Source organism: Pantoea sp. X-Soil-OKNW-556 (genome assembly GCF_059730695.1).
The window spans coordinates 262,132-281,825 of sequence record NZ_AP035990.1 but is presented as its reverse complement, the minus strand read 5'-3'; the positions used below and the strand labels follow the sequence as shown (position 1 = coordinate 281,825).

The following is a 19,694-nucleotide window of genomic DNA, read 5'->3' as shown; positions in this document are numbered from 1 at the left end:
TCCGGACAAGCAACTTCCATCATTTACAGGAAACTTGCTATGTCTGTTGTAAAAACTTCTCGTCGTGAACAACGCGCCCAGGCGCAGGAATTTATTGATTCCCTCCAGGGCACTGCCTTCCCCAATTCTAAACGTATCTGGATCACCGGCAGTCGTGATGATATTCGTGTGCCGATGCGTGAGATTCAGCTCAGCCCGACCCTGACCGGCGGCAGTAAAGATAATCCGCAATACGAAGCCAACGAACCGGTGCCGATATATGACACGGCCGGGGCTTACGGCGATCCGCATGCATCGATTGATGTTCATCGGGGGTTGAGCAAACTGCGCGCCAACTGGATCGCGGAACGCGGCGACAGTGAAACCATCGACCAGCTCAGCTCCAGCTATACACAGCAACGCCTGGCAGATGAGGGGCTGGATCACCTGCGTTTTGAACATCTGCCCCAACCGCGACGTGCCAAAGCAGGCCGCCGTGTTACCCAGTTGCATTATGCGCGTCAGGGCGTCATTACCCCGGAAATGGAGTTTATTGCACTTCGTGAAAACATGGGGCGCGAGCGCATCCGTGGCGAAGTGTTGCTACAACAACATCCTGGCCATAGCTTTGGTGCGCATCTGCCGGAAAATATCACCGCCGAGTTCGTGCGTCAGGAAGTCGCCGCAGGGCGAGCCATCATCCCATCCAACATTAACCACCCTGAATCTGAGCCGATGATCATTGGCCGCAATTTTCTGGTCAAAGTGAATGCCAACATCGGCAACTCGGCGGTCAGCTCCTCAATTGAAGAGGAAGTGGAGAAACTGGTGTGGTCGACACGCTGGGGGGCTGACACGGTGATGGATCTCTCGACCGGCCGTTATATCCATGAAACACGCGAGTGGATTTTGCGTAACAGCCCGGTGCCGATTGGCACCGTACCGATTTATCAGGCGCTGGAGAAGGTAAACGGCATCGCGGAAGATCTGAATTGGGAAATCTTCCGCGACACCTTGCTGGAGCAAGCCGAACAAGGCGTTGACTACTTCACCATCCACGCCGGCGTGCTGCTGCGTTATGTGCCGATGACGGCGAAACGTCTGACCGGCATCGTTTCGCGTGGCGGTTCAATCATGGCGAAGTGGTGTTTGTCGCACCATCAGGAGAGTTTCCTGTATCTGCACTTCCGTGAGATTTGCGAAATCTGTGCTGCCTATGATGTTGCTCTGTCGCTGGGTGATGGACTGCGTCCGGGTTCGATTCAGGATGCCAACGATGAAGCGCAGTTTGCCGAGCTACATACGCTGGGTGAGCTGACCAAAATCGCCTGGGAATATGATGTGCAGGTGATGATCGAAGGTCCGGGGCATGTGCCGATGCAGATGATTCGCCGCAATATGACCGAACAACTGGAACATTGTCACGAAGCCCCGTTCTATACCCTCGGCCCACTGACCACCGATATCGCCCCCGGCTACGATCATTTCACTTCTGGCATCGGTGCCGCGATGATTGGCTGGTTCGGCTGTGCGATGCTGTGCTACGTCACCCCGAAAGAACATCTGGGTTTGCCGAATAAGGAAGATGTGAAACAGGGATTGATCACCTATAAAATTGCCGCTCATGCCGCCGATCTGGCGAAGGGCCATCCTGGCGCCCAGATCCGCGATAACGCCATGTCGAAAGCGCGATTTGAGTTTCGCTGGGAGGACCAGTTCAATCTGGCGCTCGACCCACATACCGCGCGCGCTTATCACGATGAGACACTGCCGCAGGAGTCGGGCAAAGTGGCACATTTTTGTTCCATGTGCGGCCCGAAATTCTGCTCCATGAAAATCACCCAGGAAGTGCGTGACTTTGCCGCCCGTCAGCAGGCGGAAGCCCAGCCGATTGAAATCGGGATGGCGCAGATGTCAGATGCCTTCCGTAGCCGTGGCGGTGAGCTTTATCATGCCGCCGATGCCCTGAAAGAGGAAAATGTATGACCGCCGCCTTCCCCAGTACCGCCCCACGTTTAGGACTTTACCCGGTTGTCGATAGCGTTGAGTGGATTGCCCGTTTGCTGGAAGCGGGAGTACGCACCATTCAGCTGCGTATTAAAGATTGCGAAGATCATGAAGTGGAAGAGGCGGTGCGGGAGGCTATCGCACTCGGCAAACAATATCGCGCCCGCCTGTTTATCAATGATTACTGGCGCCTGGCAATTCGCTACAACGCCTATGGCGTGCATCTCGGCCAGGAAGATCTGGATGTGGCCGATTTGGAGGCAATTCGTCAGGCGGGCTTGCGCCTCGGCTTATCCACCCATGATGATGCCGAACTGGATCGGGCGCTGGCGCTGCGCCCCTCCTATATCGCGCTGGGGCATATTTTCCCGACACAAACTAAAGAGATGCCATCAGAACCGCAAGGCATTGCAGAGTTAACACGTCATCTGGCGCGGCTGGAAGGCATTTCAACGGTAGCCATTGGCGGTATTTCGTTGGCGCGCGCACCAGAGGTGCTGGCGACCGGCGTGGGTAGCATCGCGGTGGTTAGCGCCATCACTCAGGCACCCGACTGGCTGGCGGCCACGCGAGAGTTGCTGGCGCTGACGGAACCCACCGTCACGGCGTAAAACACGGCTGACGACGCGATTTATTGCGCACTAAATTGCGCGATAAATCGCGCCGCTACCGATCAGGCGCAGACCAACATCGCGCGTTCAATCGCAGCACCCACCAGCGCAATCGCCTGTTCGGTGGCATCGGTAATCGGTAGCGCATAGTTGAGACGCAGGCAGTTGCGATACTTACCCGATGCGGAAAACAGCGAGCCCACCGCCACCTGAATCTTCGAGGCGCGGAGTTCCGTGTTGAGGCGCACCGCGTCGAAGGCTTCCGGCAGTTCGATCCACATCAGAAAGCTACCCTGTGGGCGTGACACACAAATACCACACGGGAAATAGTGGCGTACCCAGCAGCTAAAGGTCTCGTAATTGCGTTGATAAACCTGGCGCATACGCCGCAAGTGCGGCCCGTAATGACCCAGACGAATAAACTCCGCCACCACATGCTGCGTCATGGTCGCGGAAGATCCGGTGCCGATATATTTCATGTGCAGCACCCGTTCGCGATAACGCCCCGGTGCAACCCAGCCGACACGCAGGCCAGGCGAGAGCGTTTTGGAAAACGAGCTGCACAGCAGCACTCGCCCATCCATATCCAGCGACTTAATACTGATGGGGCGCGGATACTCCCACGCCAGCTCTCCATACACATCATCTTCGATGATGGCGGCGTCGAAGCGTTGTGCCAACGTCAGTAGCGCCCGTTTACGCGCTTCCGGCATGATAAAACCCAACGGATTATTACAGTTAGGTACCACCACCACCGCTTTAATGGGCCACTGTTCGAACGCCAGCTCCAGCGCTTCAAGGCTGATACCCGTCACCGAGTCGGTCGGGATCTCAATGGCGCGAATACCAAAACCGCGTAGGGTTTGCATGGTGCCGTGGAACGTGGGCGATTCCACCGCAATGATATCCCCTGGCTGACAAACGGCGCGGATAGAAACCGACAATGCTTCGTGGCAACCGGTGGTCACCACAATGTCGTCAGCGCTAAGCTGGCAACCGCTATCAATCGTCAGGCGTGCGATTTGTTCCCGCAACGATGTCAGGCCCAACAGGGTGTCGTAGCTCAGCAGGTTGATATCCTGCTTCTGCGCCATACGACTCTGGATTTTCCACAGCGGTTTCAGCGTTGGCTGCGTCAGATCCGGGATGCCACTGCCCAGTTGGATCACGTCCCCCTCGATGCGACTGCTGAGCAGCTCCAGCACCGATTCCCACTGGGTGATCTCCACCGGGCGTTGAGCGGGACGGGTGATGGCAGGAACAGGCGGCGTGGCTTTACGTGTCGCCACAAAATAGCCGGAGCGAGGCTGCGGCACGATCAGCTGCTTCTCCTCCAGCAAATGGTAAGCCTGCTGGACAGTGCTGATACTCACACCATGTTCAATGCTGAGCGTACGCACCGATGGCAAGCGCTCTCCACTGCGATATAACCCTTGCTCGATGCGGTCTGAGAGCAAGCCCGCCAGATGCTGGTAACGCGTCATCGTATGCCTCACATGATTTCCAACAGGAAAAAACCAGTACAGATTGGATTAATTTTTACCATTCAGATTGGTCACAGCGCAATCTGTATGTTTAATAAATGTGTTTATTGAATCTGTATTGGAATAGGTGGAAAACGGACAATGCTTCTCAGACATCATACCGAGGGCAGGATTATGGAATTCGATCAAAACCGGGCGGCAAAACCCTTCAATATCACCTTACTGGATATCTTCCGAGCGGTGCGGCAGTTGGTGAAATCCTGGCATTTACGTCGGCAGACCCGACGCATATTGTCGCACCTCAGCGATACCCAGTTACGGGATATTGGGCTGACGCGCGGCGATATCGACCGCAGAAACTGAGAATACAGATGAAAAAAAACCCTGCCGAAGCAGGGTTTTTTATTGGCTAACTGACGAACGATTACTCGTCGTCGCTACCGCCGAGACCGGCGTTCAGCAGTTCAGCCAGGCTGGCAGAGGCTTCATCCGCAGTAACCTGCGGTGCAACCGGTGCTTCACCCGCCTGACGGCGACGCATACGATCCTGATGGTAAGCGTAACCGGTACCGGCCGGGATCAGACGACCCACGATAACGTTCTCTTTCAGGCCGCGCAGTTCGTCGCGCTTGCCTGCAACCGCAGCTTCGGTCAGGACACGCGTGGTCTCCTGGAACGATGCAGCAGAGATGAACGACTCGGTTGCCAGAGACGCTTTGGTGATACCCAGCAGGTCGCGCATGTAGGTGGCACCCAACTTGCCGTTCGCTTCCAGATCACGGTTAGAGATCTTGATGCGAGACACTTCAGCCTGCTCACCTTCCAGGAAGTCGGTGCTTCCGGCGCTGACGATGGTCGCTTTACGCAGCATCTGACGTACGATGACTTCAATGTGCTTATCGTTAATCTTAACGCCTTGCAGACGGTAAACTTCCTGCACTTCGTTAGTGATGTAACGGGTAACAGCATGAACGCCACGCAGACGCAGAATGTCATGCGGAGATTCCGGGCCGTCAGATACGACGTCACCACGTTCAACGCGCTCACCTTCAAATACGTTGAGCTGACGCCATTTCGGAATCATCTCTTCGTACGGATCGCTGCCATCAACCGGGGTGATTACCAGGCGACGCTTACCTTTAGTCTCTTTACCGAAGGAGATGATACCGCTGATCTCCGCCAGGATTGCTGGCTCTTTCGGACGACGCGCTTCGAACAGGTCGGCAACGCGCGGCAGACCACCGGTGATGTCCTTGGTACCGCCAGATTCCTGCGGAACACGCGACAGGGTATCACCTGCGCTGATCTTCACGCCATCTTCCAACTGAACAATCGCTTTGCCCGGCAGGAAGTACTGAGCCGGCATGTCGGTGCCCGGGATCAGAACGTCATCGCCATTCGCATCAACGATTTTCAGTGCCGGACGCAGGTCTTTACCACCTGAAGTACGCTCAGCAGAGTCAAGGATAACCAGTGATGACAGACCGGTTAACTCGTCAGTCTGACGGGTAATGGTCTGGCCGTCGATCATATCGGTGAAGCGGATGAAACCGTTCACTTCAGTGATTACCGGCATGGTATGCGGATCCCAGTTCGCCACGGTTTCGCCCGCGTTGACCTGCTCACCATCACCTTTCGCCATCACTGCACCGTAAGGCACTTTATAGCTTTCTTTGGTACGACCGAACTCGTCGATCATTTTCAGCTCAACGTTACGAGAAACGATCACCAGCTTCCCGGAGGAGTTGGTAACGGTTTTCGCGTTGCTCAGCTTGATAGTACCTTTGTTCTTCACCTGAATGCTGGATTCAGCAGCCGCACGCGATGCCGCACCACCGATGTGGAACGTACGCATCGTCAGCTGAGTACCCGGCTCACCGATGGACTGTGCTGCGATAACGCCGATGGCCTCACCTTTGTTGATGATGTGACCACGCGCCAGATCGCGACCGTAGCAGTGTGCACACACACCGAAGTCGGTTTCACAGCTTACAACTGAACGCACTTTGATGGCGTCAACAGAGTTCTGCTCAACCACATCACACCAGTGCTCATCAAGCAGGGTGTTACGCGGGATCAGAATGTCTGCGGTGCCCGGCTTAAGCACGTCTTCTGCGGTCACACGACCCAGTACACGCTCACGCAGCGGCTCTTTAACATCGCCACCCTCGATAACCGGGGTCATCATGATACCTTCGAAGGTGCCACAATCGTCCTCGGTCACCACCAGGTCCTGTGCCACGTCAACCAGACGACGGGTCAGGTAACCGGAGTTCGCGGTTTTCAGTGCGGTATCCGCCAGACCTTTACGCGCACCGTGGGTTGAGATGAAGTACTGGAGTACGTTCAGACCTTCACGGAAGTTCGCGGTGATCGGCGTTTCGATGATGGAGCCATCTGGCTTCGCCATCAGACCACGCATACCTGCCAGCTGACGAATCTGTGCCGCAGAACCACGCGCACCGGAGTCAGCCATCATGTAGATGCTGTTAAAGGAAACCTGCTTCTCTTCTTCGCCGTGACGGTTGATCACAGTTTCAGTTTGCAGGTTATCCATCATCGCTTTGGAAACGCGTTCGTTAGCGGCGGCCCAGATATCGATGACTTTGTTGTAACGTTCGCCTGCGGTTACAAGACCAGACTGGAACTGCTCCTGGATCTCAGCAACTTCAGCTTCTGCTTCTGCGATGATCTCAGCTTTCTTCGCCGGGATAACCATGTCGTCGATACCAACAGAGGCACCAGAACGGGCTGCATAAGCAAAGCCGGTGTACATGGTCTGGTCAGCAAAGATAACGGTCGGCTTCAGGCCCAGAATGCGGTAACAGGTGTTCAGCATTTTGGAGATTGCCTTTTTACCCAGCGCCTGGTTGACGATGGAGTAAGGCAGACCTTTCGGCACGATCATCCACAGGATCGCACGACCAATGGTGGTGTCGATCAGGCTGGTTTTCGCAACGAATTCATCTTGTTCGTTTTTGCTGTACTCGGTGATACGCACTTTTACGCGGGCATGCAGCTCGGCCAGGCCAGCGCGGTAAACACGCTCAGCTTCTTTCGGGCCAGTCAGCACCATGCCTTCGCCTTTGGCGTTCACTTTGTCGCGGGTCATGTAGTACAGACCCAGAACAACGTCCTGAGACGGAACGATGATTGGCTCGCCGTTCGCCGGAGACAGAATGTTGTTGGTAGACATCATCAGCGCACGCGCTTCCAGCTGGGCTTCCAGCGTCAGCGGTACGTGAACTGCCATCTGGTCACCATCGAAGTCGGCGTTATATGCCGCACAAACCAGCGGGTGCAACTGGATCGCTTTACCTTCGATCAGAACAGGTTCAAACGCCTGGATACCCAGACGGTGCAGAGTCGGTGCACGGTTCAGCAGAACCGGGTGCTCACGGATAACCTCGTCGAGGATGTCCCACACCACCGCTTCTTCACGCTCAACCATTTTCTTCGCGGCTTTGATGGTGGTGGCGAGGCCACGCAGTTCCAGCTTGCCGTAAATGAACGGTTTGAACAGTTCGAGTGCCATTTTCTTCGGCAGACCGCACTGATGCAGACGCAGGTATGGACCTACGGTGATAACCGAACGACCAGAGTAGTCAACACGTTTACCCAGCAGGTTCTGACGGAAACGACCCTGCTTACCTTTGATCATGTCTGCCAGTGATTTCAGCGGACGCTTGTTGGAGCCAGTGATGGCGCGACCACGACGGCCGTTATCCAGCAGCGCATCAACCGCTTCCTGCAACATACGTTTTTCGTTACGTACGATGATATCCGGCGCAGCCAGATCCAGCAGGCGTTTCAGACGGTTGTTACGGTTGATCACGCGACGATACAGATCGTTCAGATCTGACGTTGCGAAACGACCACCATCCAGCGGAACCAGCGGACGCAGATCCGGCGGCAGTACCGGCAGCACGGTCAGGATCATCCACTCTGGTTTGTTACCAGACTGAACGAATGCTTCCAGCAGCTTGATACGCTTGGTCAGCTTCTTACGCTTGGTTTCAGAGTTGGTTTCGTTCAGCTCTTCACGCAGCTGCTCGCACTCCTGCTCCAGATCCATGTTTTTCAACAGGGCCTGGATCGCTTCCGCACCCATCTTCGCGTCGAATTCGTCACCGAACTCTTCCAGCGCGTCGAGGTACTGCTCTTCAGTCAGGATCTGACGTTTTTCGAGGTTGGTCATGCCACCTTCGACAACCACATAGGATTCGAAGTACAGCACGCGCTCGATGTCACGCAGCGGCATATCCAGCAGCAAACCGATACGGGACGGCAGTGATTTCAGGAACCAAATGTGTGCAGTCGGCGAAGCCAGTTCGATATGGCCCATACGCTCACGACGCACTTTGGTCTGCGTGACTTCAACGCCACACTTCTCACAAATCACGCCACGGTGTTTCAGGCGCTTGTACTTACCGCACAGGCACTCATAATCTTTTACCGGTCCGAAAATACGGGCACAGAAAAGACCGTCACGCTCCGGCTTGAAGGTACGGTAGTTAATGGTTTCAGGCTTTTTAACTTCACCAAAAGACCAGGAACGGATCATGTCTGGCGAAGCCAGAGCAATTTTGATCGCATCAAACTCTTCGGTTTTAGTTTGCGCTTTCAGAAACTTAAGTAAGTCTTTCACGGATTAGCTCCCGTCGGAGTGAGACTCTCAGGGATGTTCGACCCCAGCCGAACATCCCATAACCAGTACAAATGCGAGTGCTTACTCGTCTTCCAGCTCGATGTTGATACCCAGCGAGCGAATCTCTTTCAACAGTACGTTGAAGGATTCCGGCATGCCCGGTTCCATCTGATGGTTGCCATCGACGATGTTTTTATACATCTTCGTACGGCCGTTCACATCATCAGACTTAACGGTCAACATTTCCTGCAGGGTATAGGCGGCACCGTATGCTTCCAGTGCCCACACTTCCATCTCACCGAAGCGCTGACCACCGAACTGTGCTTTACCACCCAGCGGCTGCTGAGTAACCAGGCTGTAAGAACCGGTGGAACGGGCGTGCATCTTGTCATCGACCAGGTGGTTCAGTTTCAGCATGTACATGTAACCTACGGTTACCTGACGCTCAAACTGCTCACCGGTACGGCCGTCGAACAGAGTGATCTGACCGGAAGAAGGCAGGCCGCCGAGCTGCAACAGCTCTTTGATTTCGCTCTCTTTCGCACCATCAAACACCGGAGTCGCAATCGGCATACCTTTTTTCAGGTTCTCTGCCAGACGCAGCACTTCGTCGTCGCTGAAGGTGTTCAGGTCAACTTTCTGACGCACGTCGGTGCCCAGATCGTAAGCACGCTGGATAAACTCACGCAGTTTGGCGACTTCTTCCTGCTTCTTCAGCATGGCATTGATCTTCTCACCAATACCTTTCGCCGCCATACCCAGGTGGGTTTCCAGGATCTGACCGATGTTCATACGTGACGGTACGCCCAGCGGGTTCAGTACGATGTCAACCGGCGTGCCGTTTTCGTCGTAAGGCATATCTTCGATCGGGTTGATCTTGGAGATAACACCTTTGTTACCGTGACGACCTGCCATCTTGTCACCAGGCTGGATCTGACGTTTAACGGCCAGATACACCTTAACGATTTTCAGCACGCCCGGTGCCAGATCATCGCCCTGGGTGATCTTGCGACGCTTCGCTTCGAGTTTCTTCTCAAACTCATGCTTCAGCTCGTCATACTGTTCAGCCAGCTGTTCCAACGCGTTCTGCTTCTCTTCGTCGGTCAGGCCCAGCTCCAGCCAGCGCTCACGCGGCAGCTTGTCCAGCTTCTCAGCCTCAACACCACCCGAGATCAGTACCGCCTGGATACGACCGAACAGGCCAGCTTCGAGGATCTGCAGTTCTTCAGACAGGTCTTTCTTGGCCTGCTTGAGCTGCATCTCTTCGATTTCCAGCGCACGTTTGTCTTTTTCCACGCCATCGCGGGTAAAGACCTGTACGTCGATAACCGTACCGGAAACGCCGTTCGGCACGCGCAGTGACGAATCTTTCACGTCAGACGCTTTTTCACCGAAGATGGCACGCAGCAGTTTCTCTTCCGGCGTCAGCTGGGTTTCACCTTTCGGCGTTACCTTACCAACCAGAATGTCGCCGCCGGTCACTTCAGCACCGATGTAAACGATACCGGATTCATCCAGTTTGGAGAGCGCAGCTTCACCCACGTTCGGGATGTCAGCGGTGATCTCTTCTGGCCCCAGTTTGGTGTCACGAGACACGCAAGCCAGTTCCTGAATATGGATGGTGGTGAAACGGTCTTCCTGGACAACACGCTCAGATACGAGGATGGAGTCTTCGAAGTTGTAGCCGTTCCACGGCATGAACGCTACGCGCATGTTCTGGCCCAGCGCCAGTTCACCGAGGTCGGTAGACGGGCCATCAGCCAGCACGTCGCCGCGCTCGATCGGTTCGCCCAGAGACACACACGGCATCTGGTTGATGCAAGTGTTCTGGTTCGAACGGGTGTATTTGGTCAGGTTGTAGATGTCGATGCCGGCTTCGCCCGGATACATCTCATCTTCGTTAACCTTGATCACGATACGGGAAGCATCAACGTACTGGATGATACCGCCACGTTTAGCTACGGCAGTTACACCGGAGTCAACCGCTACAGCACGCTCCATACCGGTACCAACCAGCGGCTTATCAGCACGCAGAGTCGGAACCGCCTGACGTTGCATGTTTGCACCCATCAATGCACGGTTGGCGTCATCGTGTTCCAGGAACGGGATCAGTGACGCACCAACAGAAACAACCTGCTGGGTCGAAACGTCCATATAGTCAACCTGGTCGCGGCTGAACAGGCTTGATTCGCCTTTGCTACGACAGGTAACCAGATCGTCAACGAATGAACCGTCTTCGGCCAGGTTGGTGTTCGCCTGAGCAATAACGAAGTTACCCTCTTCAATTGCAGAGAGGTAATGGATCTCGTCACTCACTTTACCGTCAACAACGCGACGGTACGGCGTTTCCAGGAAGCCATATTCGTTAGTCTGTGCGTACACGGACAACGAGTTGATCAGACCGATGTTCGGACCTTCCGGCGTTTCGATTGGACATACGCGACCGTAGTGAGTCGGGTGTACGTCACGCACTTCGAAGCCAGCGCGTTCACGGGTCAGACCGCCTGGGCCGAGGGCTGAAATACGACGCTTATGCGTGATCTCAGACAGCGGGTTGTTCTGGTCCATAAACTGAGACAGCTGGCTGGAACCGAAGAACTCTTTAACGGCAGCTGAAATCGGCTTAGCGTTGATCATATCCTGAGGCATCAGGGTATCGAGGTCGCCCAGAGACAGACGCTCTTTCACCGCACGCTCTACACGCACCAGACCAACACGGAACTGGTTTTCTGCCATTTCGCCAACAGAACGGATACGACGGTTGCCGAGGTGGTCGATATCGTCCACTTCGCCTTTACCGTTACGGATATCGATGAGCTTCTTCATCACTTCGATGATGTCGTCTTTGCTCAGGATACCGGAACCTTCGATCTCGTCACGCAGCAGAGAACGGTTGAACTTCATGCGGCCAACCGCAGAAAGATCGTAACGATCTTCAGAGAAGAACAGGTTCTCGAACAGGTTTTCTGCCGCTTCACGCGTCGGCGGCTCACCAGGACGCATCATGCGATAGATCTCAACCAGCGCGCTCAGGCGATCATTGGTTGGGTCAACACGCAGTGTCTCAGAAATGTACGGACCGTGATCCAGATCGTTGGTGAACAGCGTTTCAATGCGCTTGTGCCCGGACTGGCTCAGTTTAGCCAGCAGATCCAGTGACAGCTCCATGTTCGCTGCAACGATCAACTCACCGGTATTGGTGTCGATGTAATCTTTAGCCACCACTTTACCGGCAATGTATTCAACCGGTACTTCGATATGCTGGATATTGTCTTTTTCCAGCTGGCGGATGTGGCGAGCAGTGATGCGACGACCTTTCTCAACGTAGACGTTGCCGTTGGCTTCGATATCGAAGGAGGCGGTTTCACCACGCAGGCGCTCAGGCACCAGTTCCATCTGCAATTTGTTGTCGCGAATTTCGAACACCACTTTTTCGAAGAACAGATCAAGAATCTGCTCCGTGGTGTAATGCAGCGCGCGCAGGATGATACTGGCCGGCAGCTTACGACGACGGTCAATACGGACGAACAGGTTGTCTTTCGGGTCAAACTCGAAATCGAGCCATGAACCGCGGTAAGGGATGATACGTGCGTTATACAGCACTTTACCGGAAGAGTGCGTTTTACCCTTATCGCTGTCAAAGAAAACGCCAGGACTACGATGCAGCTGAGAAACGATAACACGCTCAGTACCGTTGATTACAAAGGTACCGTTTTCGGTCATGAGCGGAATTTCGCCCATGTAAACTTCTTGTTCTTTAATGTCTTTGACGGTGCCTTCCGGCGCTTCGCGCTCGTAGATCACCAGACGCAGTTTGACGCGCAGCGGTGCAGAGAAAGTCACGCCACGGATCTGACATTCTTTTACGTCAAAGACAGGTTCGCCCAGGCGATAGCTGACATACTGCAACTCTGAGTTGCCGCTGTAGCTCGCGATCGGGAATACGGAACGGAATGCAGCTTCCAGTCCATACTGACCTTCTGGATCTTGCTCGATAAACTTCTGGAACGAGTCAAGCTGGATAGAAAGGAGATAAGGTATGTCCAGCACTTGCGGACGTTTACCAAAATCCTTACGAATACGTTTTTTCTCGGTATAGGAGTAAACCATAGGGTTCCTCAGCTAGCTGACAAGTCGACCCACTCTGTCCGTCCTGAAGGGACAGTTCATGCAACACTATTTTGTTTTTCATGCGATGCGTAGCACCCCATGCAATACATCTTTCTATCACTCTTAAATCATTTCATCGCCGTTGCGCAGGCAGGGAACCCTCACAGGAAAGCGATATATTAAGTCGTCGATAGAAAAAGATATTGAAGAGAAACAATGGACAAACAGTGCGAAACGCCATCATTCCCCTGTAGCGCAAAAAGGCTGGTGACTAAAAAGTCACCAGCCATCAGCCTGAAACTACTCAGACTGCAACCCGAGGGTTGTCTTACTTAACTTCAACTTCTGCGCCAGCTTCTTTCAGCTGTGCTTCGAGAGCAGCAGCGTCAGCTTTGCTGATGCCTTCTTTGATCACGCCAGTAGCTTCAACCAGATCTTTGGCTTCTTTCAGGCCCAGACCAGTTGCAGTACGTACTGCTTTGATGACGGCAACTTTGTTCGCGCCAGCACCTTTCAGGACCACGTCGAATTCAGTTTTCTCTTCAGCAACTTCAGCCGGGCCAGCAGCAACAGCTACAGCAGCAGCAGCAGAAACACCGAATTTTTCTTCCATAGCAGAAACCAGCTCAACTACTTCCATTACGGACATAGCGGCAACGGCTTCCAGAATTTGGTCTTTAGTGATAGACATAACAATTGTTCCTAAGAATCAGTATAAGTTTATGCGATAAAGTACGAAGGAAAAGAGTGGGCCTTAAGCCGCTTCTTTTGCATCGCGAACAGCAGCCAGAGTGCGGACCAGTTTGCCGGCAGCGGCTTCTTTCATGGTCGACATCAGACGTGCCAGTGCTTCTTCGTAAGTCGGCAGAGTCGCCAGACGGTCAATATTGGCCGCCGTGATCAGCTCACCTTCAAAGGCTGCAGCTTTGACCTCGAATTTTGCATTCGCTTTCGCGAACTCTTTGAACAGACGAGCAGCAGCGCCCGGGTGTTCCAAAGAGTATGCAATCAGGGTCGGACCAACAAACGTGTCTTTCAGGCACTCGAAAGGAGTACCTTCAACGACGCGGCGCAGCAGGGTGTTACGAACAACACGCATGTAAACGCCAGCTTCACGACCTGCTTTACGCAGTTCGGTCATTTTATCAACGGTAACGCCACGGGAATCCGCAACAACCGCTGACAGCGCGCCTTTGGCTACTTCGCTGACTTCAGCAACAATCGCTTGTTTGTCTTGAAGATTTAATGCCATTAGCTTTTGCTCCTGGATTTGACCGGGGAAGGATTTCCCCGGAACTCACTTCACTTATTCACCCGAAGGCGAAAAGCGCTATTACACGGTGAGCAGAATCCAGTTAAGAAAAAATTCTTTTTGGTTCTGTCACCGTCTACGCAGGGGATTAAGCGTTTTATCCGAAGATGTCGCGCTCCTGCGGTCTTGGACGGAGGCCAGGATAAGGCCTGGCTCCAACCTTAGTGACTGAATAACAAAGGGATGAACCTTTATCTTCCACTCACTATGAATCTTGGTTCTGAATTGACTACTCAACCAGAACAACGGGCGTAAGATTCTAGATGAATTTTTCGCCCGTTTCAAGCAGCAATTAGTTTGCTGCTGCGTTCAGACCAGCCTGGTCGATGGCAACGCCAGCGCCCATGGTGGTGGACAGGCTAACTTTCTTGATGTACACGCCTTTCGCCTGAGCAGGTTTTGCTTTTTTCAGCGCAACCAGCAGAGATTCCAGGTTTTCTTTCAGTTTGTCAGCGTCGAAGTCCACTTTACCGATGGTGGTGTGAATGATGCCGTTTTTGTCGTTACGGTAACGAACCTGACCTGCTTTAGCGTTTTTAACTGCTTCAGCAACGTTCGGAGTTACAGTACCCACTTTCGGGTTTGGCATCAGACCGCGCGGGCCCAGAACCTGGCCGAGCTGGCCAACAACGCGCATTGCATCCGGAGAAGCAATAACAACGTCAAAGTTCATTTCGCCTTTTTTGATCTGGTCAGCCAGATCTTCCATACCTACCAGCTCTGCGCCAGCTGCTTTAGCAGCTTCAGCGTTTGCGCCCTGGGTAAATACGGCAACGCGTACTGAACGACCAGTACCGTGCGGCAGTACAGTTGCACCACGTACGTTCTGATCAGATTTACGAGCATCGATGCCGAGGTTAACAGCAACGTCTACGCTCTCTACAAACTTAGCAGTAGCCAGTTCTTTCAGCAGAGCAACAGCTTCGTTGATGTCATACTGTTTAGTTGCATCAACTTTGTCACGGATCACGCGCATGCGCTTGGTCAGCTTAGCCATTTCTTAGTCCTCCACTACCAGGCCCATGGAACGAGCAGTACCTTCGATAGAGCGAGTCATCGCTTCTACGTCAGCACCAGTCATGTCCGCAGCTTTGGTTTCTGCGATTTCACGTACCTGAGCACGGGTTACTTTACCGACTTTGTCTTTGTTCGGCTTACCAGAACCAGACTTGATGCCCGCTGCTTTTTTCAGCAGTACGGCAGCCGGAGGTGTTTTGGTAACGAAGGTGAAAGAACGGTCGCTGTATACGGTGATAACAACAGGAGTCGGCAGACCTTTTTCCAGAGATTCGGTCTTCGCGTTGAACGCTTTACAGAATTCCATGATGTTAACGCCCTGCTGACCCAGAGCTGGACCAACCGGTGGGCTCGGGTTAGCCATACCAGCTGCAACCTGCAGCTTGACGTAGGCTTGTACTTTCTTAGCCATGATATTTCCTCTATTGGGTTATAGCGCCTGCAAAACAGGCTCCCCGTGATGACAATTCACACGCTGTTGCCAGCGCATAAAAACAAAAGGCGCGAAATTGTAGATAAATTCCGCGCCTGCTGCAACTACAAAAATGTCTCGGGCGTTAGCCTTTTTCTACCTGGCTGAAATCCAGCTCGACAGGGGTAGCGCGACCGAAGATGGAAACAGAGACTTTCAGGCGGCTCTTTTCGTAATCCACCTCTTCCACCACACCGTTGAAGTCGGCAAAAGGACCGTCGTTGACGCGTACCATTTCGCCCGGCTCGAACAACGTTTTTGGACGCGGCTTATCACCCACCTGCTGCAGGCGGTTCATAATCGCATCAACTTCTTTATCGCTGATCGGTGCTGGACGGTCAGATGTACCACCAATGAAGCCCATCACACGCGGTACGCTACGCACCAGGTGCCAGCTGGCATCATTCATTACCATCTGAACCAATACGTAACCTGGGAAGAATTTGCGCTCACTTTTGCGACGCTGGCCACCACGGATTTCCACGACTTCTTCAGTCGGCACCATGACTTCGCCAAACAACTCTTCCATGTTGTGCAATTTGATGTGCTCACGCAGCGACTGGGCTACGCGGCCTTCGAAACCGGAAAACGCCTGCACGACGTACCAGCGTTTTTTTGGAGCTTCAGACATCTCAGAACCTCAGGCCAGTGATAAACGATACAAGTCGGACAAGAATACCATCCAGTCCCCACAAAATCAGTGACATCACGGCAGTTACCGCGGCAACGATTAACGTGGTGTGCAGTGTTTCCTGGCGAGTCGGCCAAATGACCTTACGCATCTCGGTTCTTGCTTCACGCGCAAACGCAACTGTCGCTTTGCCTTTTGTGGTCAGCAACGCAATGCCGCCTGCCACTGCAATCAGAACCACTACGGCCAGCGCACGTAACGGCAGTGTCACATCGCGGTAGTAGTAATTACCAACAATAGCGACAACCAGTAATACGGCAACAACCAGCCATTTTACGGTTTCCAGGCCGCGTCCGCTCCCTTGAGCTTCGGTATTCGCACTCATAAACCAACCTGCCACTATAATTCAGAAACTATTCTGCCCCGCATGGCGAGGCATCCAAACCGAGTAAGCTCTTAAAGCGCAACCCGGTATCCTGCACCGCTTAACAGAGCCTGTCTCAGCAATGATTATGACCGAAAATCACTGATGAGCCAGGTTCTATACAACAGCGTGCAAAAAGGGCATCAAATGATGCCCTTTCCGTGTGCATTGCGTCAAATATTATCGGGATTAAGCGATAACTTTAGCAACAACGCCCGCACCAACGGTACGGCCGCCTTCGCGGATTGCGAAGCGCAGACCTTCGTCCATTGCGATCGGGTGAATCAGGGTAACAACCATTTTGATGTTGTCGCCCGGCATTACCATCTCTACGCCTTCCGGCAGTTCTACTGAACCTGTTACGTCAGTAGTACGGAAGTAGAACTGAGGACGGTAGCCTTTGAAGAACGGAGTATGACGGCCGCCTTCGTCTTTAGACAGTACGTACACTTCTGATTCGAACTGAGTGTGCGGCTTGATGGTGCCCGGCTTAGCCAGTACCTGACCACGCTGGATGTCTTCACGCTTGATACCACGCAGCAGAACACCACAGTTCTCGCCTGCCTGACCCTGGTCCAGCAGTTTGCGGAACATTTCAACGCCAGTACAGGTTGATTTCGCAGTCGCTTTGATACCAACGATTTCTACTTCGTCACCAACTTTAACGATACCGCGCTCAACACGACCGGTTACTACAGTACCACGGCCTGAGATTGAGAATACGTCTTCGATCGGCAGCAGGAACGGCAGGTCGATTGCACGAACCGGATCCGGGATGTAAGTATCCAGGTGGCCAGCCAGCTCAACGATTTTCGCTTCCCACTCTGCGTCGCCTTCCAGCGCTTTCAGAGCTGAACCACGAACGATCGGAGTGTCGTCGCCCGGGAAGTCGTACTGTGACAGCAGGTCACGAACTTCCATCTCAACCAGTTCCAGCAGCTCTTCGTCATCAACCATGTCACATTTGTTCAGGAACACGATGATGTACGGAACGCCTACCTGGCGACCCAGCAGGATGTGCTCACGGGTCTGCGGCATCGGGCCGTCAGTCGCAGCAACAACCAGGATTGCGCCATCCATCTGAGCAGCACCGGTGATCATGTTTTTCACATAGTCGGCGTGGCCCGGGCAGTCAACGTGCGCGTAGTGGCGAGTCGGGGTTTCGTACTCAACGTGAGAAGTGTTGATGGTGATACCACGAGCTTTCTCTTCCGGCGCGTTGTCGATCTGGTCGAATGCACGAGCCTGGCCGCCGTAGGTTTTAGCCAGAACGGTGGTGATTGCAGCAGTCAGAGTGGTTTTACCGTGGTCAACGTGACCGATGGTGCCCACGTTTACGTGCAGTTTGTTACGTTGAAATTGCTCTTTAGCCATCGCTTGTCCCTCTAAGACATGGATATATCAAAGATATCGTCACATCAACCAGGCTATGCCTGACTGTTAGTTTTACAGAGAGAGAATCAGGAGAGAGATAAAGGAAGTGGTGCTGATACCCAGAGTCGAACTGGGGACCTCACCCTTACCAAGGGTGCGCTCTACCAACTGAGCCATATCAGCACATCTGGAGCGGGCAGCGGGAATCGAACCCGCATCATCAGCTTGGAAGGCTGAGGTAATAGCCATTATACGATGCCCGCATCCTGGAACTCGGCTACCTGTTCTTTCTGTAGCTTATGAATAATAAAAGAAGACCCTCTATTATTCGAGTCAGCCAGTATTTCCGGCTAACTTTGACTGTGCCAACGCTCAGTCTGAATTCGAAGGTGAGAGAATTGAACTCACCCATCAGACGACGACCTCATCTGACGCTCAACCAGGAGGTTGAGATGGTGGTGGGAGAAGGATTCGAACCTTCGAAGTCTGTGACGGCAGATTTACAGTCTGCTCCCTTTGGCCGCTCGGGAATCCCACCTACTTGATGGTGCCGGCTACCGGAATCGAACTGGTGACCTACTGATTACAAGTCAGTTGCTCTACCAACTGAGCTAAGCCGGCATCAAGTGACGCGCATTCTAGGAAGTGCGGATGCAGGATGCAACAAAAAAATTGCCAAAATCGCGCTATCGATTACTATTTGTGCAAATCCTCGCAAATCAATCATAAATTGCGGCAAATTTGTTCAGGGTTGCTGCTTTTTTACCCGTGAAATCCTGCCACTCCGACATAGATTTTTCTCTAAACAGCTGCACAATTCTGAGTCACGTTGCCATCTGTCTGTGCAAACTAATGCACATTGCATGACATCCTCCCCTTGTCAGCTGTTTTTTGGCTGGCGCGTAATTTGCTTATTTAGGTAAACCAGCCCAGACAAGGAGGATTTCGCATGAATATTTTTTACTCAATGCCACCACATTACCTCGTTATCGCCATGCTCTGGCCGCATTGATGATTGACGCTATCTCACACAATATGACGTCGCCATTTCGGCAATCGAGTAGACAGGAACAACATCAGGCCGCAGAACGTTACTTTCACGGTTTACGCGACCGCCTGGCGCGACATGAGTTGCTATTATGGGTGGCATTGAATGAATCCGGGCTTGTCGGCAGTGTGCAACTCAGTATCTGCCAGCGTCCCGATGGCCAGAACCGGGCTGAGATCCTCCATTTATTGGTTCATTCGCAAGCACGTCGTGAAAGGATTGGCTTTAAGCTCATGCAGGTGCTGGAGCAAAAAGCGGAAGCCTGTCATCGCGGGTTGCTTTATCTCGATGTCATGGCAGGCTCGCCAGCAGAAGCCTTTTATCGGACTCAGGGATATCATTATCTTGGAGAGTTGCCTGATTATTCGCAGCGCGCTGATGGGCATCCCCATCCGGGATGCCATCTATTACAAACGCTTGCGACCAGGCGCACCAGAAGATGCTTCGTCAACCTACTGAGTGACAAGAAAAATGTGGGCGCGCTTACGAAAGCGTGCTCGCTTTTATCATTTTACTTCTTTTTAAAGTCACACTGGTGTTACCCTCCTGCCCATTGTTCTCGTTAAATTACCCCTGT

At 53.2% G+C, this 19,694-nt stretch carries 14 protein-coding genes and 4 tRNA genes; 4 read left to right on the top strand and 14 right to left on the bottom strand.

Annotated elements, in window-relative coordinates; translation table 11 throughout:
* The first annotated feature begins 39 nt into the window (after positions 1-39).
* Together thiC and thiE are read left to right on the top strand one after the other, a co-directional pair.
* Entirely contained in the window at positions 40-1,965 is a 1,926-nt protein-coding gene (thiC, locus tag AC6I8T_RS01245) for a phosphomethylpyrimidine synthase ThiC (RefSeq protein WP_497833440.1), read from the top strand.
* Positions 1,962-2,597, top strand: a complete 636-nt coding sequence (gene thiE, locus AC6I8T_RS01240) for a thiamine phosphate synthase (RefSeq protein ID WP_497829886.1) — start codon at positions 1,962-1,964, stop codon at positions 2,595-2,597. Before thiC ends, thiE begins: the two co-directional genes overlap by 4 nt.
* 62 nt (positions 2,598-2,659) lie before the next feature.
* Here thiE and AC6I8T_RS01235 read toward each other — a convergent pair whose 3' ends face one another.
* On the bottom strand, positions 2,660-4,081 hold the full coding sequence (locus tag AC6I8T_RS01235) for an aminotransferase-like domain-containing protein (RefSeq protein ID WP_021186421.1): 1,422 nt from the start codon (positions 4,079-4,081) through the stop codon (positions 2,660-2,662).
* 174 nt (positions 4,082-4,255) lie between these two features.
* On the opposite strand from AC6I8T_RS01235, the gene AC6I8T_RS01230 reads away from it, so the two are divergent.
* Positions 4,256-4,444, top strand: a complete 189-nt coding sequence (locus AC6I8T_RS01230) for a DUF1127 domain-containing protein (protein WP_021186422.1) — start codon at positions 4,256-4,258, stop codon at positions 4,442-4,444.
* Positions 4,445-4,505: 61 nt separating this feature from the next.
* On the opposite strand, the gene rpoC is transcribed toward AC6I8T_RS01230, so the two are convergent.
* The 13 genes from rpoC to AC6I8T_RS01165 form a co-directional block, all read right to left on the bottom strand.
* Positions 4,506-8,729: a DNA-directed RNA polymerase subunit beta' gene (gene rpoC, locus AC6I8T_RS01225; protein WP_021186423.1), complete on the bottom strand. Its 4,224-nt coding sequence runs from the start codon at positions 8,727-8,729 to the stop codon at positions 4,506-4,508.
* An 81-nt stretch (positions 8,730-8,810) separates the two neighbouring features.
* On the bottom strand, positions 8,811-12,839 hold the full coding sequence (gene rpoB / locus AC6I8T_RS01220; protein ID WP_021186424.1) for a DNA-directed RNA polymerase subunit beta: 4,029 nt from the start codon (positions 12,837-12,839) through the stop codon (positions 8,811-8,813).
* Positions 12,840-13,167: 328 nt separating this feature from the next.
* Positions 13,168-13,530, bottom strand: coding sequence for a 50S ribosomal protein L7/L12 (rplL, locus tag AC6I8T_RS01215; RefSeq protein WP_208724566.1), 363 nt, complete (start codon positions 13,528-13,530; stop codon positions 13,168-13,170).
* Between the two features lie 63 nt (positions 13,531-13,593).
* Entirely contained in the window at positions 13,594-14,091 is a 498-nt protein-coding gene (rplJ, locus tag AC6I8T_RS01210) for a 50S ribosomal protein L10 (RefSeq protein ID WP_208724565.1), read from the bottom strand.
* A 352-nt stretch (positions 14,092-14,443) separates the two neighbouring features.
* Complete coding sequence (gene rplA / locus AC6I8T_RS01205) at positions 14,444-15,148, bottom strand: 50S ribosomal protein L1 (RefSeq protein ID WP_013507402.1); 705 nt, start codon at positions 15,146-15,148, stop codon at positions 14,444-14,446.
* 3 nt (positions 15,149-15,151) lie between these two features.
* On the bottom strand, positions 15,152-15,580 hold the full coding sequence (rplK, locus tag AC6I8T_RS01200; RefSeq protein ID WP_013507401.1) for a 50S ribosomal protein L11: 429 nt from the start codon (positions 15,578-15,580) through the stop codon (positions 15,152-15,154).
* Between the two features lie 145 nt (positions 15,581-15,725).
* Positions 15,726-16,271 carry a transcription termination/antitermination protein NusG gene (nusG, locus tag AC6I8T_RS01195; RefSeq protein WP_013507400.1) on the bottom strand — a complete coding sequence of 182 codons (546 nt, stop codon included), beginning with the start codon at positions 16,269-16,271 and terminating at the stop codon, positions 15,726-15,728.
* 1 nt (position 16,272) lies between these two features.
* Positions 16,273-16,656, bottom strand: coding sequence for a preprotein translocase subunit SecE (gene secE, locus AC6I8T_RS01190; RefSeq protein WP_497833439.1), 384 nt, complete (start codon positions 16,654-16,656; stop codon positions 16,273-16,275).
* A 228-nt stretch (positions 16,657-16,884) separates the two neighbouring features.
* Positions 16,885-18,069, bottom strand: a complete 1,185-nt coding sequence (gene tuf / locus AC6I8T_RS01185; protein WP_013507398.1) for an elongation factor Tu — start codon at positions 18,067-18,069, stop codon at positions 16,885-16,887.
* 107 nt (positions 18,070-18,176) lie between these two features.
* Positions 18,177-18,252 (bottom strand) — tRNA-Thr (locus AC6I8T_RS01180).
* A gap of 5 nt (positions 18,253-18,257) precedes the next feature.
* A tRNA-Gly gene (locus tag AC6I8T_RS01175) sits at positions 18,258-18,332 on the bottom strand.
* Positions 18,333-18,522: 190 nt separating this feature from the next.
* A tRNA-Tyr gene (locus AC6I8T_RS01170) sits at positions 18,523-18,607 on the bottom strand.
* A gap of 7 nt (positions 18,608-18,614) precedes the next feature.
* A tRNA-Thr gene (locus tag AC6I8T_RS01165) sits at positions 18,615-18,690 on the bottom strand.
* Between the two features lie 390 nt (positions 18,691-19,080).
* On the opposite strand from AC6I8T_RS01165, the gene AC6I8T_RS01160 reads away from it, so the two are divergent.
* On the top strand, positions 19,081-19,683 hold the full coding sequence (locus AC6I8T_RS01160) for a GNAT family N-acetyltransferase (RefSeq protein WP_497833438.1): 603 nt from the start codon (positions 19,081-19,083) through the stop codon (positions 19,681-19,683).
* The last annotated feature ends 11 nt before the right edge of the window (positions 19,684-19,694 follow it).

Bases quoted from the DNA above. Each gene is read 5' to 3' on its own strand.
- thiC (WP_497833440.1), top strand. From the start codon at position 40: ATGTCTGTTGTAAAAACTTCTCGTCGTGAACAACGCGCCCAGGCGCAG.
- thiE (WP_497829886.1), top strand. From the start codon at position 1,962: ATGACCGCCGCCTTCCCCAGTACCGCCCCACGTTTAGGACTTTACCCG.
- AC6I8T_RS01235 (WP_021186421.1), bottom strand. From the start codon at position 4,081: ATGACGCGTTACCAGCATCTGGCGGGCTTGCTCTCAGACCGCATCGAG.
- AC6I8T_RS01230 (WP_021186422.1), top strand. From the start codon at position 4,256: ATGGAATTCGATCAAAACCGGGCGGCAAAACCCTTCAATATCACCTTA.
- rpoB (WP_021186424.1), bottom strand. From the start codon at position 12,839: ATGGTTTACTCCTATACCGAGAAAAAACGTATTCGTAAGGATTTTGGT.
- rplL (WP_208724566.1), bottom strand. From the start codon at position 13,530: ATGTCTATCACTAAAGACCAAATTCTGGAAGCCGTTGCCGCTATGTCC.
- rplJ (WP_208724565.1), bottom strand. From the start codon at position 14,091: ATGGCATTAAATCTTCAAGACAAACAAGCGATTGTTGCTGAAGTCAGC.
- rplA (WP_013507402.1), bottom strand. From the start codon at position 15,148: ATGGCTAAGCTGACCAAGCGCATGCGCGTGATCCGTGACAAAGTTGAT.
- rplK (WP_013507401.1), bottom strand. From the start codon at position 15,580: ATGGCTAAGAAAGTACAAGCCTACGTCAAGCTGCAGGTTGCAGCTGGT.
- nusG (WP_013507400.1), bottom strand. From the start codon at position 16,271: ATGTCTGAAGCTCCAAAAAAACGCTGGTACGTCGTGCAGGCGTTTTCC.
- secE (WP_497833439.1), bottom strand. From the start codon at position 16,656: ATGAGTGCGAATACCGAAGCTCAAGGGAGCGGACGCGGCCTGGAAACC.
- tuf (WP_013507398.1), bottom strand. From the start codon at position 18,069: ATGGCTAAAGAGCAATTTCAACGTAACAAACTGCACGTAAACGTGGGC.
- AC6I8T_RS01160 (WP_497833438.1), top strand. From the start codon at position 19,081: ATGATTGACGCTATCTCACACAATATGACGTCGCCATTTCGGCAATCG.